We start from the raw sequence: 14,049 nt of genomic DNA on the forward strand, positions 1-14,049 counted from the left end.
CCGAGCCTGAGAGCCCCAGTGGAAGCAGCGGCTCGCTGGACAGTGGAAGCATAAGCACCGGGTCGCTGGACAGTGGAAGCACCGGCTCGCTGACGTTCGATAGTTAGTGCAGTTCACAGGTGGCGAGGACCTCCGGTATGGGTGTGCATAGCACATACCCCGCTACCGAGAGGTCCTTGCATCAGGCTTTGGTGCGGGACCTGGTTGCGTGGGGCGTCTGAAGCTAGCGCAACTCATGTGTCAAATGCGACACGCCGTGAAGCCTGATCTGGGACGAAGGTCATAACTTTTCGTCGGCCGTGTGTGCTTTGATGCTGCGCATGACACAGATTCCCGGCGATACGCCGAAGAAGAAGCGTCCGAAGTGGCTTGTTGTGTTGTTGTCGGTCGTCGCCGTGTTCGTGGCCCTCGCAGTGATCGGTGAAATCGCAGGACCGCCGGAGGAGGACATGGACGACACGGCTGCTGAGCCAACCACGCAGGCGGAGATGGAAGTCGCCATGGAACCATCGGCGGAGGCAGAGGCACCCGCTCCTCCTGCCCCGGCCGAGGCTCCCGCAGCGGAAGCTCCCGCGCCAGTCGAGCCGCCCGCGGCACCACGTCCGGTGTTCAACTCGGACCCTCGCTGCGCTCCTGCGGATGAGGCGCTTGTTGCGTTGGTTGCGTCTGGTTTGACCAAGGCGGGTCAGGATCTGATCAACGGCACCGTCATTCAGGACGACGGTCTGACGTTCCTCGGCGCAACCACCGTGGATTCGACCGGCAAGATGAAGAACCGCTCCGATGTATGGGTGATCTCCGACAGCCTGCCGTACTCATCGACCGGCGGCGCACGTAACGGGACGAGTTGGCCAAAGGCGAGCAGCGCGCTGGGTGTCTCAGCCGGTGACGAGCGTGTCCAGGCAGTGGATGAATGCGTGGTCAACATTACGCGGAACTGACACCGAGGACACCGAAACGGCCCGCTGCCTCAGGTGAGGTGGCGGGCCGTCTGGTGGTTTATACACTCGGAGTCGGCCGGGTCTGGTACCGCCGAACGACGGTGTAGGTCGGCAGTTTTCCATCCGAGACTGATCGGATATACGTAGATACCTTGTAGTGAAAGACCATTGGACTCAGGTCACCGGAGTCAGGCGGATGAACGGACCGAAGTTGATTCCGAGGGCGAAGTAGTTCGCCGGAACGCTGCCGCACGGTGTGGACTACTCGTGATCACTTTCAGTCCCCGAAAACGTCAGAAGGGTCTGCAGATTCCCATCCAATGACTCGACCAACTCATTGATGGCAGCCGTGATCGCGCGCGTCTGGTCTCTGAGATCCCGCATATGCTCAGCCGCGAACTCGTCTCCAACGGCGTTCTCCAGCAATGCGCCGATCTCGTCATCGACACTCAACGCACGGCGCGCGGTCTCTGCATGTTCCAGTTCCAAATCCAACGCAACGAGACTCTCGAGGTATTCCTCGAGGACAGCGACACGCTCGGTGAGGCGATTCCAGACAAGATCCAGCGGCTTACGGGTCGCAGCGAACGCATCCCGCGCCGTTTTCGCCGCTGCCGATTCTCCGACGGGCTTGCTTCCCAGTCGGTCGGTCGCGATTCGCAGTGCCAAACAGTGCTGGACGATCTGCTCGCGCTCTTCGTCCAGGTTCAACTGCACCCGATGGGCGTCGAGGTACTTAGTGCTCCATGCTCCTGTCTCCGGAATGGCATCGCTGATTCCAATTGCCGCGGCGAGTAGTTGGTCGATTCGGTCAGTACCGAACGGCTGGGATGCGATTCGGGTGACCTCACTTGAGCTGGCATCGCTCCGACCTGATCGCTCAAACGAGGAAAGCTTGATTACGACTGTTGCTTTCGAGATCTCAACCATTTCCTTATCAAGGTGAATACCAAAAATCACCAAGGCTATTGGAATGAATACGAGGAATCCAACAAGAACCCAGCCCACGATCGGATGAAAAAGCACTCCCACGATAGGTCCAAAAATTCCAGCAAAAACGATCCCACCGGTGATTGACCAAAAGCCTTCGCCCCCGTGTTCCGGCTTATATCCGGGAGGAACTGGGCGCACCCTCTCCGTCTGATTGGTGTTCCGCAACTTCTCGACACGGGACTTCATGGACGAAGATAGACGATTGTCGTCGATGTATAGGAGACGATCGGTCCCTTCGATATCCCACTCGATACGATTCACGCACTAAGTATGGATCAGGCCTCGACTCGATTTCTTGGAAATCTCCACTTCCAAACGCGAGCGCACGAGTTTTTGGCCAGCCAACTCCGGAAAGCGAAGAGCCCCACGGATGAACCCGGGAAGCTCTTCGCGGAGAGAACGGATGTTCTCTGATTAGATATTCAGCTGTAGACAGGCCGTGATCATTCGCAGGCGACGCCGTCGTTGTCGCGGTCGAGTTTACTCCTGTAGCCGGGTTCGCCGACATAGATGGGTGCGGCACCAGCAGCACGAGCGGCGGTGCAGTTCTTGTAGTACGCCGCGCCACCGCTTGGTACCGGTGCGGGTGCCGGTGCCGGGGCTGCTATGGGGTGCGAGTCCGTATTGCCTGAGCACAGTGCGCCCCAGAGCCCGGCACCGCCGTCGCGGGCCTGCCTCTCTGCCTCCGCAATCTCCCCTGCGCGGCTCACGGGCCGGTTGTCGAAGACGTACGACTTCGCGGCACCCACGCGCGCCGCCTCGATGCTGTAGTTGAACCCATCGGGCCGAACGACATAGGCCAGAGTCCGGCCGTACCGGTCGAACGCATCCTGAGTTGGATCACCGATCACCGCTACCGGTTGGCCTTGGAGGGTGGCGCGTGCAAAGTCCGTTGCCTCCGGCCCCCAACAACCCATGGTGTGGCCCGGCTTCTTCATCTCGGGCGTATCGATGCCGAGGATACGTACGGTTACGTCACCACGGACAGCGTCGAGCACGCGGACCGTGTCTCCGTCCACTACATCGAGCACAACACCGGTTGGCATCACCGGCGCGGGGTCAGCGACTGCGGTCGCAGGTGCGGCGAGCATCGTCAGCGCGGCCGCAATAGCTGCAGCAGCGGATCCAAGTCTCATGGTGGAAATTGATAGCACAGTAACAAAGTGCTCGCAGGACGTAGTCGATCATGCCGTTGGGTAAGGCAACAAGTCTGGAGCGAGCCCGATGACACGGTGGCCTATTCGAATTGACCAAATCGGCCAGGCCTGTCGGCTACCACCGCTAGTATCCCCGGGGCGCTCCACTTGAGCGCTCGAGACTCTAGGGGGAGATTCCGAAAATGTTCGATCGTTCGGCCGTGTTCGCGCGCACGCGGACCGCGTTGACGCTCAGCGCGGCGGCTACTGCGGCAGTGGTCGGTGTCACCGGTTGCGGCACGACCACCGAAACCACCGCCGTCGCCGCATCCGAATCGCTCACCACGACCATCCAGCCTTCGAGCACCACCAGCACACCGACATCAACGTCGGAGGCACCGTCGATCACGACGAGTGTGGTTCTCGCACAGCCTGTTTCCGCCGATACGGCTACTGCCTTGACACAACTCGAATCCCTGCCCGTGAAGGGACGTGCGCCGAAGACCGGCTACGACCGTGCTCTGTTCGGGTCGGCGTGGTCGGACGATGTCAGCGTAGACGGCGGCAACAATGGCTGCGACACCCGCAACGACATCCTCCGTCGGGACCTGACGAACCTGACCTTCGAGCCCGGCTCGAGTAACTGCACCGTGCTCACCGGCACGCTCAGCGACACCTACACCGGCAAGACAATCGAGTTCGCCCGCGGCGAAGGCACCTCGAATGCCGTTCAGATCGATCACGTCGTTGCTCTCTCGGATGCGTGGCAGAAGGGTGCCCAGCAACTCGACGAACAGGCCCGCCGCGACTTTGCAAACGACCCCAGGAATTTGCAGGCGGTGGACGGGCCAACGAACGGGCAGAAGGGTGACGGTGACGCCGCAACCTGGCTGCCGCCGAACAAGTTGTACCGATGCACCTACGTTTCGAGGCAGGTAGAGGTCAAGGCCGCATACGGGTTGTGGGTGACGCAGGCCGAAAAGGACACGATCGCAAGGGTGTTGTCTGATTGCGGTGCCGCACCCGCGCCTGCTCCGGACCCAGTTCCTGCAATGCCGACCACAACTGTCGCTCCTCCGTCACCGCCGCCCGCACCCGTTCCGCAGGAACCGGCACCGGCACCGGCACCTGCACCGGCGCCAAGCGGAGGTGGAGCCTATTACCAGAATTGCTCCGCAGCCCGGGCCGCGGGTGCCGCACCCATCTATGTCGGCGAACCCGGCTACAGGAGTAAACTCGACCGCGACAACGACGGCGTCGCCTGCGAATGATCACGCCTGCCCACTGAAGGGATCCCGAATTCGACCCGGTCCAGGGAGGAACCCTGTGGGGCAGTTCAGCTTTGATGAGCCGCCAAGCTGGTTACTTCAAGACTACAGTGCGAATGACCGGTGCCGATGAATAAAGTGGGGCTGTAATGGCGTATTGGTGGGTCTGCCAAGGACATAACTACAAGGACGTGATCGATGACGGAAACTTGTGGGGGGGTCTCACGATCGACGGTAAAGAAATGCCGGATAAGAAACTGCTCCAGGACATTCTCCCAGGAGACTTCGTCTTCCACTACGCCAAAGGATTCCTGAGGGCTATCAGTATGGCCACTACTTCCTGGCGTGACGCGCCCCGCCCAGCGCACTATCCGACCAAACATGATTCCCTCAACATGGGGTGGCTTGTTACCGTCGAGCCGATCATGAAGGGGCTAGAGATTACAGAAAAACAGGTCGCCGGACTCCTACACCACGGCACGCCGGGGCCTATAGATGCAGACGGCGGAGTAGGGAACAGGTATATCTCGCCTCTTGATCCCGACGAAGGTGTTCTCCTTCTTAAGGAGGCCTGCCTAAGCGTCGGCCCGGGAGTGTGGGTAGCTGGCGAGCCTGACTCCGGGACCCGGGACCCAGCAGCCACCGACGCGCAGGTTTCAACTATGCGAAGAGTTGAGCAATCTGCTCTCCGCAAGTACCACTTCAACGGCAAGAGTGAACTGCGCTGCGCGCTATGCGGAGAATTATTGCCAGTGAACTTACTTGTAGCTGCACACATCAAGCGACGCGCGGAATGTGATGAGCGTGAACGCTTGAGTTTCTCGTCAAATTCGATGCCTCTCTGCGTTCTTGGTTGTGATGCTCTCTTCGAGCACGGTTACCTATGCGTTGATCGAACCGGCAAAATCGTAAGCTTCGCGAGACCGTCCCACCGCGCACTCTCCGAGGCCATTGATGCCTTGGTGGGACGGACTTGCCCTGCCTACGACAACGATCGTGCTGAGGCATTTAGCTCTCATCGCGACAGAAGCCTTGCCGCACATCGTTGCTAAGCTCTCGGCTCAACCGAATCGGCGCCTGTTTCTACCGGAGTCTGGAGCTGTCGCTGACCGTGTCCCGCGTCGAACACATCCGGGGCGCGGCGTCTCCACGGTCTCGACGACCTTGACGGTGGGAGTGACCTTGTTGCGGGCCTTCTCGGCGGCGGTGATACCGAGCACCAGAGTCAGGCCGCCGGTGATCAGGTCGGCGAGTTCGGCGTCAATGATGCCGCGGGCAAGCAGCAGGCCAACGAGCACGGTCAGGAGCGGATAGACAAGAGCCGAACTGGCTCGCTGGCCAGAAGTTTGGCGAGGAAGCTCACTTGGCACCTCCGTCGAGCAGGTGCTTGCACAGGTCGGCGAGGGCGTCGACCAGGGTGAGTGGCTCGCCCTTGTCGTTGGTACCGAGCTGGGGCCAGCCGGTGCGGATCCGCTGGTGGAGCTCGCGCAGCAGCCTGCGGTCGTCGTCGCTGAACATGTCGTCCTCCTCGGTAGGGGGTGGGGGAGTCGGTGCGGGGTTGAGGATCTGGTTGGCGCGGGCGATGACTAAGTCGTAGGGGAATCCGTGTCCGGGGTCCCAGTGATCGGATTCCCGTCAGGCGTTACTGACGTCTCACCACATCACCGGAGCCGCACAGGGAGCGATTCCGAGCTACGATTCGTAGCCGACTACCGAGGCTTCTGGAGGTCTCGCACGAGGGCCTTGTGCCTATTCGAACTGGGATATCTTTCTCCCGCGGGATCAGCCGACGTTGATGTGTCGGGATCGGGCGGATCCTGAACCGCCTGTGGCAAGATCGACAAGGGATGTGGGTGCTGACCAATCAGAGTATGGCGATCAGATTGAAAGGGGGGCAATGAGACTATCCGCAGCGGTGCCTGTCTTGGCTCTTGCAGTGGCCATGTCTGGTTGTGGATCGTCGGCTCCTGCCGATAGCCAGAGCGCTGAGCAACCCGCTTCAGCAGGCGAAGTGAGTCAAGCACCAGAGGTGCCCGGACCTGCAGTAGTCCATACCGAGACAGTCAGGACGATCTTCTCAATGGAGAACCCGGTGCCATCTTCTCCGGGTTCGATCGTGGTGGACCCGACGACCAACTTCCTCTACGTAGGCCATACTGTCCAAGGCCGGATCGCGGTCGTGAATAAAACAACTCTCGCAACTGTCGCAACCATCTCGATACCCGATAGACCCGGCGGACACCATTGGCTCGCGGGTCAACTGATCGACACGCCGCGAACCCCAGACGTGATGGTCATCAGCCCCGCGACCAGGACCCTCTACGCCACGACTGGTGGTAGTGAAGTAGTCGTCGTCGACCTCGAAACCAACGCGTTCAACTCGACGATAGAAACAGGAGGGAGTCTCAAATCGATCGCAATCGATCCCGAAAGTGGTCGGGTCTACGCCGCCGACAGTGACGGCAGGATCGTGGTGATCGACGATAGAACACATACGGTGATCGGCGAGATTCCTATCCCACCCGTGGACCGTAGCTCACCGTGGGATCCAGAGGGAGTAGCCGTCGATCCGAACACCCAGCTCGTTTACGCCGTCGACTCCGACGGCCCGACCATGTGGACCCTCGACCCAAATCAGTCCACCGTCGTCTCTTCAGTCGCGGTCGGTGATCAATCACAACAGGTTGCGGTGGCGGTCAATCCTGACACCGGTATCGCGTATGCAGCGAACTACTTTGACGGCACCCTCGTCTCCGTCGATGCTGTGACCCGCACGCCTGCTACGACGCGTGCTGGGCTCCCGCCGACCGACATCGCAGTCGATGCAGCGGAGAACTTCATCTATCTGGGTGCCAGCAACAACGAGTCGGTAGCGGTCGTGGATGGGCGCAGTTTTGCCCTGGTCACTATATTCAGGACAGGCAGTAACCCGACCGGATTAGCCATCGACCCGAACTCCCGCGCGCTCTTCGTGATCGACGGACTGGACTCCACCATTTCGCGCTGGGATCCCACCTTATCGTCAGCGCCCGAGGTCTCGGAATCGTCAAGCACACCCGATGGAACACAAGATGATTTCACACAGGCTCTGTCCACATTTCTTCCGGCGGGATATGACCCGGCGCTACTTATCGAGGCGCTGGCCGAGAACGACTACGGCACAAGGACCTGCTCCGGGCTTGAGGAAGGCGCGAGGTATCAGGTGTCCGGTTCCGGTCAGTTCTTGATGTACGTATACGGACGACGCATCGCCGACTCCATCAACTCGGAAGAAGATCTGAACACATTCTTCCGCATCATTGTCGAAAACTACTGCCCAGAAAACTTGGACTTGATACCAGAGTGAAGAAACATGCTCAAAGGTCCGGCGGCAGTGTTCTTGCGTTGGCTCTCAACATTTCACGCCACGACGCTATCGGGCGCAGCCCGGTGTGACGGGCCTGTTCTACCCCCAGAAACGTGAACTAACTATACCGGTTTGGTGGTGGGGCGCTTTCAGGCCTACGGCGCCTGTACTCACCAATTCCGGAGTTCTCGCGCCCGAAGTTGAAGCTGCGTACCGGTTTCAGTTTCCCCCGAGGCCTTCGCCACCATCGGAGGGACGGCTGCCGGGATCAGGCTCCGCCCGAACCGTAGGGGTTTCCATCCTCGGTGCCACTGCAGATCCCAGAGGATGAAGTCCTCAAGGTGCGGGTCGTCCGGACTCAGTGCCATATTCGGTTGGACGCGCAACGTTGGTGATCGGTTCCCGTGCTGTTGGACGGCTTGAGTCAAGACAGGGGACACCACTCGTTGGCACGGGGTCCTCCGTCTCCGCCTCCGAAGATCACTTCCAGCGAACCTCGGGCTTGAATTCTCTCGCAAGTCGATCTCGCGCACGCGCGCGCGAACCGGGGCGAGACCCCAGGGAGAGACAGTTCGGGGACCGCGGCCTGCACCCTTGGCCCAGACCTAGAGGTTTTCGGACCCCCTATCCCCTTTCGGCCTGCGAAAACGCGATCATCGAGCGTCGAAGCCTCCCACGAGCCTCGCCGCTGCCGTGTGTCAACGCGCTCGGGGTGGATGCCCGCGCCCCGGTACGACTCCTTCACCGGTCGCGTCGGCGGGGGTCCAACTTCGAGGACTTGAGCGCGCCTAGAGAAATGAGTCGATGGTAGGTAGGAACGCTGGGCGATCGGGCAGCGTGTGGCGCAAACTGAGAGCCGATCTCAAGGCCCGTCTGCTGCCCTGCTGGTTGTACGGCTACGAGATCGATTACGAAGCCAATCACGGTTCTCCGAATTCCTTTCCGCCAGATCACTAGTACCCCGTCTCAGGTCATCCCTATCTGGCGAACGATTCCTGACACCTCCGCGCGTTCCATGTCCGGTGTGACCAGTCACGCGGGGAATCGCCCTCCGCAGCGAGGCGTTCGGGTTCAGTCCGACAACTTGTGAGGTTCGACCACTGGGAGGCACCTGGCTCTGTTTGCGGCGCTTCGCATCCGCGCTGTTTCGTATGCCGCGTATCGCGGGCTCGCGTACGCCATGGTCTGGAAATGCCGAAGGTGCGACGTCCGCGCCAATCCAGGCATTCCGCGCGCACACGGCTGGTGTGTAGCAAGCTGGTGGATAACCGCCAATCAAGCTAGACGGAACGAAAACCGTTCCGCGCAAATCTAGGTGACCGATTCGGCGCGTGATTAGTTGAGTCCTCGGATATGCTTCCCAATTTCTAGTAGCGTCACTCGCAATGTCCAAAAGGTCCGCTATTGGCGACTAGCTTGAGCCGTGATCATGAGGAGAAGGAAGATCCGATGAAGAGAGCGCTGATCGTTGCATGTGGAGTCGCTGGCATTTCCCTGCTAATTGCCGGATGTGGTGATGCATCGGCACCTAATGAAACCGACGCACAGCAGCCACTGGTGGCTGCCGGTGCATCAGCGCCGAATACACCCAACACGTTGCAGCCGCTGGTATCATCCAGTGCTGCACCAATTCCCGTAGGAACAACCTTCGCGTTGGGGGAATCACAGACGACGAATGATGGCGTGACAGTAACGCCGTTGACGTTAGAGAACCCGACTGATCGGGTTCCGGATCCGTCCTTTTCGCGTCGTGGTGAGCCCAGCGCCTGGACCGTTCTTGATGCTGAACTTTGCGCGGGCAATGAGCAGATCACTAAGACGGGATACGGGTTTAGACTTGTTGACGCTGCACATCGTGAGTACAGGGCCCATGACTCGACGAGTCAGCCGTTCGAGCCGACGATCAGTCACGGCGAGCTTGCGCCAGGAGAGTGCGTCCGTGGGTATGTGAACTTCCAATTGCCGGACGGCGTTGAGATAGACGCCGTGAGATGGGAGTATCCGGGCGCGGGTGGGCCATTGCGTTGGGCGCTTGACTAATTGGAGGAAAGGATCGGTGTCGACCGCTATTTCTTCCACGCGAAGGGAGAAGCTGTGTGTCGTGAATTTCGAGTTCGACTCCGGCGCCCGGCGCACGCTCGACGACGTTGTGGCCGAGCTCCAGGATCAACCTCACCGAGGATTGGTGCGGTAGCGTGGTGCGGTGATGAACTCGGGTGAGCTGCTGGATCGGTTGGTCGACAGGTACGCCGCCGACTTGGATGAAGGATCTCGACGGCGATTGGAGTATCGCATCGAGCAGGATGGTGTCGTCCAGTTGATCGGATTCATCAATGTGGGCCAATAGCGGGGGGATCTCACCGACGACGAGATCGATGCTGCACTCGAACTGGCGCGACATGATCGGCTTTTGAAAGAGAGTCTGTACTTCGCGGAGGAGTGGCGATGGTGAAGGCTGGCCGAGAGATCGCACCACGGCGCAACGGCCCGGGTGGTGTCTGACTCCTTACCGCGCCGGAGTGTCGTTCGCCACCGCAGACACAGAAGTGGGTTATCGTTCCAACACACCAGGGCACTGGTTAGCGCGTGGGGGGAATCCGTTCGGGCTCTACGACTCTGGGTCCAACCAGGTGCAGCAAGGCTCGCGCGCTGCCCGCGTGTATGGAACTGAGAACGAAAGAGGATCCGATGAAGAAGCCTGTTCGCGCCGTCTTAGGGGCAGTGACCGCCCTCCTCTCGGTGGCCGTGCTCACCGCCTGCGGCGCCGAAGAACCGACCATGACTGAGGCCACCTATCTCCGCGTCACTGAGGGCCTCTACGCAGGATTTGATTCCGACGAGAGTCGTATTAGATTGGGCCAAGCCATATGCTCCGCCCTGGACGATGGGACATCCCTCCGCGGGGTCGCCGAGACCATGTTCGAGTACATGGACGGTGATACGGCTGCGTTGTACGTTGGACCCGCAATCCAGACCTACTGCCCCGCACATTGGGAGAAGGTTGAGGATGCAACGGCCGCGATAGAGTAATCGAGGAGGAAGACCTATCGCACGGGTGGCAGGTCCCGGCGAAACCTCCTCGTCCGGTCGGCCCGCACACCCTGAGAGCCCCTCTGCGCGATTGGAATCGCCCGGCCCTACCCGAACCATCCTCGTGCCGTTCCGGATCCGCACCGCGGCACGAAGAAGCGCTCCGGACCGGGGTGGTCGAAGGCGCTCTGGACGGCCCGGTGGTCGCGGTGGCTACGGGGGTGGTGTGACCGCTGATTGGGAGGTCAGGAACGCGCCTGCGCGAGCGCGATGATGAGCAGGATGCCGATCTCGAACAGTCCCAGAATGATTGCGGCCTGGGCGGCCCCTCCGCCGGACTCGTTTGGTCGACGAGCGGTCTCGCGGACGCCCATGATCCCGAAGACGATCGCCACAGGGGCGAGGCCGACCAACGCGGAGAACAGCCCGATCATCGCAGCGGTGTTCGTCTTCTCCGGAATCGGCTGGCGCGTGTCGACTGCTGGTGTTGTGGCGTTTGCAGATGTCATGCCGAAACAGGCTAGCGGGTAGGTACGCCCGATTTCGGGTTTCCGGGCCGGAACTGCTCGAAGGTGGGCGTGACCCTGTTGTCGCACGGTCCAAGTACGCTTCCACCTCACACGTAGAGAAGGGAGCGGGGTATGTCCGAGCGTGGACAGACCGAGCGGTGGGGCGGCCTCTCCTATGCTGATATGGAGGCGATCGCTCGGCGAGAGCAGTCCGTCCGGGACGCTGCAGTCCATCTCATCGAAGAGCTTGCCAAGGAGATCGCCGAGGTCTGCTACACCGATGCAGATTACGGCGACGACGGGGCGTGGACAGTCGAGATTCTCCGGAACGCGTTGCGCGAACAGTTCGGCTCCAGGCCTCAGGGCTATCGGAAGAAGAAGATTTCCAACACGCTTCGTACTCAGGTGTTCGAGCGCGACGAGTACGCCTGCCGCAAATGCGGAGTGCGGAAGAACCTGCGCGCCGATCACATCGTCCCGGAACGAGGCGGTGGCCCGGCCACTCTTGAGAACCTTCAGACGCTGTGCGCGTCCTGTAACTCCAGCAAAGGTGTCAAGTCGAACGAGGAGTTCGGCCTGTAGGCAGCAGCATCCCGCTCCGCTGAGCCATTGATCGCCTGCCAGCTCCTGTGTGAAGGCGGTGGACTACCCTCCCGATAGCACCGCTACGTAGGTGGCGGTAGTTGCCGTTCGGTAGATCAGGTGCGGGCCCGCGCGAGCGCGAGGCGGATTTCGGGTTTCCGGGTCGTCTCGTGCCAGCATTGCTTGAAGGTACGAGCCTGGTTGCTGCAGGCTCAGCCTTCGTCGTCTCGGTCGTCGTTGGAGCCTCTCCTGGCGCCGCATCGGCGCTCAGAGGGTGATGCCTCAGGTCGCGGCTTCGTCCATATCCGTTGAGATGCAGCGGATTCCCGACCGGTTGACCCGAAACGACCTTCCCTAAACCATGTCTCGTGTAGCCTCGCCTGAAACGGGGCCCGACCCTGAATGGGGGGCCTACGGTCTTGTTTTGCGCCTTGCCGGTGCCGCACCATCGGCGATATCGCTTACTGCAACTGTCGAACACCAGGGGGGACAGAATGAAGAATCTCGTGCGCACTATCTCCGCAGCCGCCTCGATCGCTGCCGGTACCGCAGGACTCACCGTAGCCCCCGCGCCGACGGCACAGGCTGTAGCCATCTCCGGCCCCGAAGCCAAGTATGTCTTCTGTAGCAGGAACCAGCACGGCAACGACCTGCTCTGGTACGACTACTTCGGACAGCAGGAGAGGCTGAACGTCACCCTGCCTTCGTATGTGGACGGCCAGGGATACTGCGGGGTCATGACTGGAGTACTCGACTACAACCCCGGCTACGACAACCACGTTTTTGCTCGGATAAAGAACAACAACTCGCCGTACCTGTATGCCGCAATCTACAGTGTCCACCCCCAGTCAGTATTCGCCAGTACCGGTGGCCCCGTGCAGGCGGAGTACCTACGAGCCGAAGACAGGAGCTACGGCGGCGGGTACAACTCTCTGATCGTCGGGTGAGCGACAGGCGTTATTGACTCATGATGTCCCGGGCAAGTGGGCCATCTGGCCCTCTCTTGGTCCGGCCACGGCCGTAGTCCACTGGCACGCCGTCTCGTCGAGTCTTGAGACCACTTCGAGGATGGTCCGATCGACCTCGGCGTCGGCGACTGTGTGAGGATTGCCAGGCGACCCTCCGGCCGCCGTTCGCAGAGCGGCTGGGGGCGTTCCGATATGGTGTCGAAACACCGACACCGAGGAGCTGCCCATGCCGACACGCTGTCACTTGTGTGGCCGTGACACGTTCATCTACAACGCCCGCTCGGTTATGGTCTGCGAAGCCTGCCTCGCCCCGCACGACCAGGACGCGGGTTGGAAGGGGTACCGATTCCGCACCATCCGCGAGCGCGAGATGTTCAAGCACCACGGGCTCCTTCCGGAAGACAAAGGATACCCGTGCGTGCTGCGGGTGATCCGCAAGAGGTGCCGTCCTCGCCTCGACTGCCCCTGCCGGGCCTACGGGATCGCGATACTCGAACACACCCGGCTATGGCGGGACGGCGACAGGAGGTTGGTCTGGACCTCCGAGCCGTACAACCTCGACCAGGCGGCGCTGGACGAGGCGGTGGCGCAGACATACACCCCGCTGGGCATCGGGGTCCAGGTCGGCGGTTACTCACCACATTCGCCGGGTGCGACCACGCTGCTTCGGTTCCGGGCGTTGCGCGACTGAACACCACCACCGGCGCTCCTTCGATCAGTTGCCCCGGAAGCAACGACAGACGATCCGGTGCCGCCGGAGACGACCGAACTCCCGACGCCCGGCGGATCCTAGTCTCGACGTTGTGTCGACATTCCCCGTGTCGACACGTGTCGACTGTCGACGGGCGCCTTTCGACACCCCCTTCTCCGGACACGAGAAAGCCCCCGGCGGGTGTGCTCCGCCGGGAACCGCTGTCATGTCCATTGGACACCGAATCCCGCAATAAACTCGGCGGAACCGACGACATCGACAATCCGCAAGCCGAATGCAAGCGCTGCAATGAGCCGGTTCGTGAGGAAGCAGGGCTGCCGGAGACCCTCGACGAGGTCTACGCCGAGGTCAAGGGACTGAAGCGCGCCGAGAAGACAACCATCCTTCAGTGGTTGCGCGACGGCCGACGATCTCGATCCAAACTGGACCGCCTCTATGACCGTGCCCGTCGACTCACCCCGTCAGAGAAGGCCAGGCTGGTCGAACGCCTCGAGCAAGCGACAGGTGCGGGACGGTCGCCCGCGCCGGAGGCGTGAGACGGGCGGCAGGTCGATGTCGGCCTTG

14 protein-coding genes are annotated in these 14,049 nt (G+C 61.1%); 9 read left to right on the forward strand and 5 right to left on the reverse strand.

Going from position 1 to position 14,049, the window contains the following annotated elements; genetic code table 11:
• The first annotated feature begins 320 nt into the window (after positions 1-320).
• Entirely contained in the window at positions 321-941 is a 621-nt protein-coding gene (locus tag AB0I57_RS14575; protein ID WP_358336208.1) for a DUF2510 domain-containing protein, read from the forward strand.
• Positions 942-1,202: 261 nt separating this feature from the next.
• Here the strand turns inward: AB0I57_RS14575 and AB0I57_RS14580 are convergent, their stop codons facing one another.
• Positions 1,203-2,195, reverse strand: coding sequence for a hypothetical protein (locus tag AB0I57_RS14580; protein ID WP_358336211.1), 993 nt, complete (start codon positions 2,193-2,195; stop codon positions 1,203-1,205).
• A gap of 182 nt (positions 2,196-2,377) precedes the next feature.
• Positions 2,378-3,070 carry an excalibur calcium-binding domain-containing protein gene (locus AB0I57_RS14585; RefSeq protein ID WP_358336214.1) on the reverse strand — a complete coding sequence of 231 codons (693 nt, stop codon included), beginning with the start codon at positions 3,068-3,070 and terminating at the stop codon, positions 2,378-2,380.
• A 203-nt stretch (positions 3,071-3,273) separates the two neighbouring features.
• On the opposite strand from AB0I57_RS14585, the gene AB0I57_RS14590 reads away from it, so the two are divergent.
• A complete protein-coding gene (locus AB0I57_RS14590; RefSeq protein WP_358336217.1) occupies positions 3,274-4,341 on the forward strand; it encodes a DUF1524 domain-containing protein in 1,068 nt (355 codons plus the stop codon).
• 1,058 nt (positions 4,342-5,399) lie between these two features.
• Here AB0I57_RS14590 and AB0I57_RS14595 read toward each other — a convergent pair.
• Positions 5,400-5,636, reverse strand: a complete 237-nt coding sequence (locus tag AB0I57_RS14595) for a hypothetical protein (protein ID WP_358336220.1) — start codon at positions 5,634-5,636, stop codon at positions 5,400-5,402.
• Positions 5,637-5,697: 61 nt separating this feature from the next.
• The gene (locus tag AB0I57_RS14600) at positions 5,698-5,856 is read right to left on the reverse strand and encodes a hypothetical protein (protein ID WP_358336222.1); all 159 of its coding nucleotides are present in this window, start codon (positions 5,854-5,856) and stop codon (positions 5,698-5,700) included.
• A 574-nt stretch (positions 5,857-6,430) separates the two neighbouring features.
• Here AB0I57_RS14600 and AB0I57_RS14605 point away from each other — a divergent pair.
• From AB0I57_RS14605 to AB0I57_RS14615, 3 genes are all read left to right on the forward strand, one after another.
• A complete protein-coding gene (locus AB0I57_RS14605; RefSeq protein WP_358336225.1) occupies positions 6,431-7,684 on the forward strand; it encodes a YncE family protein in 1,254 nt (417 codons plus the stop codon).
• Positions 7,685-9,890: 2,206 nt separating this feature from the next.
• A complete protein-coding gene (locus tag AB0I57_RS14610; protein WP_358336228.1) occupies positions 9,891-10,031 on the forward strand; it encodes a hypothetical protein in 141 nt (46 codons plus the stop codon).
• Between the two features lie 341 nt (positions 10,032-10,372).
• Positions 10,373-10,714 (forward strand): DUF732 domain-containing protein, encoded by a 342-nt coding sequence (locus AB0I57_RS14615; RefSeq protein ID WP_358336230.1) that lies wholly within the window; start codon positions 10,373-10,375, stop codon positions 10,712-10,714.
• 245 nt (positions 10,715-10,959) lie between these two features.
• On the opposite strand, the gene AB0I57_RS14620 is transcribed toward AB0I57_RS14615, so the two are convergent.
• Positions 10,960-11,223, reverse strand: coding sequence for a DUF4190 domain-containing protein (locus tag AB0I57_RS14620; RefSeq protein WP_358336232.1), 264 nt, complete (start codon positions 11,221-11,223; stop codon positions 10,960-10,962).
• A 132-nt stretch (positions 11,224-11,355) separates the two neighbouring features.
• Here AB0I57_RS14620 and AB0I57_RS14625 point away from each other — a divergent pair, with 132 nt between their 5' ends.
• The 4 genes from AB0I57_RS14625 to AB0I57_RS14640 all read left to right on the forward strand — a co-directional run bounded on the left by AB0I57_RS14625 (position 11,356) and on the right by AB0I57_RS14640 (position 14,021).
• Positions 11,356-11,805: an HNH endonuclease gene (locus AB0I57_RS14625; protein ID WP_358336235.1), complete on the forward strand. Its 450-nt coding sequence runs from the start codon at positions 11,356-11,358 to the stop codon at positions 11,803-11,805.
• Between the two features lie 494 nt (positions 11,806-12,299).
• The gene (locus AB0I57_RS14630) at positions 12,300-12,752 is read left to right on the forward strand and encodes a hypothetical protein (protein ID WP_358336237.1); all 453 of its coding nucleotides are present in this window, start codon (positions 12,300-12,302) and stop codon (positions 12,750-12,752) included.
• Between the two features lie 247 nt (positions 12,753-12,999).
• Positions 13,000-13,464, forward strand: a complete 465-nt coding sequence (locus AB0I57_RS14635) for a hypothetical protein (protein WP_358336240.1) — start codon at positions 13,000-13,002, stop codon at positions 13,462-13,464.
• A 233-nt stretch (positions 13,465-13,697) separates the two neighbouring features.
• On the forward strand, positions 13,698-14,021 hold the full coding sequence (locus tag AB0I57_RS14640) for a hypothetical protein (RefSeq protein WP_358336243.1): 324 nt from the start codon (positions 13,698-13,700) through the stop codon (positions 14,019-14,021).
• Positions 14,022-14,049: the final 28 nt, after the last annotated feature.

Origin of the sequence: Rhodococcus sp. NPDC049939, from assembly GCF_040656415.1 — a bacterium.
Taxonomy (GTDB): domain Bacteria; phylum Actinomycetota; class Actinomycetes; order Mycobacteriales; family Mycobacteriaceae; genus Rhodococcus_F.

Excerpts from the sequence above, each read along its gene's own strand:
- AB0I57_RS14575 (WP_358336208.1), top strand. The coding sequence starts at position 321 with ATGACACAGATTCCCGGCGATACGCCGAAGAAGAAGCGTCCGAAGTGG.
- AB0I57_RS14585 (WP_358336214.1), bottom strand. The coding sequence starts at position 3,070 with ATGAGACTTGGATCCGCTGCTGCAGCTATTGCGGCCGCGCTGACGATG.
- AB0I57_RS14590 (WP_358336217.1), top strand. The coding sequence starts at position 3,274 with ATGTTCGATCGTTCGGCCGTGTTCGCGCGCACGCGGACCGCGTTGACG.
- AB0I57_RS14600 (WP_358336222.1), bottom strand. The coding sequence starts at position 5,856 with ATGTTCAGCGACGACGACCGCAGGCTGCTGCGCGAGCTCCACCAGCGG.
- AB0I57_RS14610 (WP_358336228.1), top strand. The coding sequence starts at position 9,891 with ATGAACTCGGGTGAGCTGCTGGATCGGTTGGTCGACAGGTACGCCGCC.
- AB0I57_RS14615 (WP_358336230.1), top strand. The coding sequence starts at position 10,373 with ATGAAGAAGCCTGTTCGCGCCGTCTTAGGGGCAGTGACCGCCCTCCTC.
- AB0I57_RS14620 (WP_358336232.1), bottom strand. The coding sequence starts at position 11,223 with ATGACATCTGCAAACGCCACAACACCAGCAGTCGACACGCGCCAGCCG.
- AB0I57_RS14625 (WP_358336235.1), top strand. The coding sequence starts at position 11,356 with ATGTCCGAGCGTGGACAGACCGAGCGGTGGGGCGGCCTCTCCTATGCT.
- AB0I57_RS14630 (WP_358336237.1), top strand. The coding sequence starts at position 12,300 with ATGAAGAATCTCGTGCGCACTATCTCCGCAGCCGCCTCGATCGCTGCC.
- AB0I57_RS14635 (WP_358336240.1), top strand. The coding sequence starts at position 13,000 with ATGCCGACACGCTGTCACTTGTGTGGCCGTGACACGTTCATCTACAAC.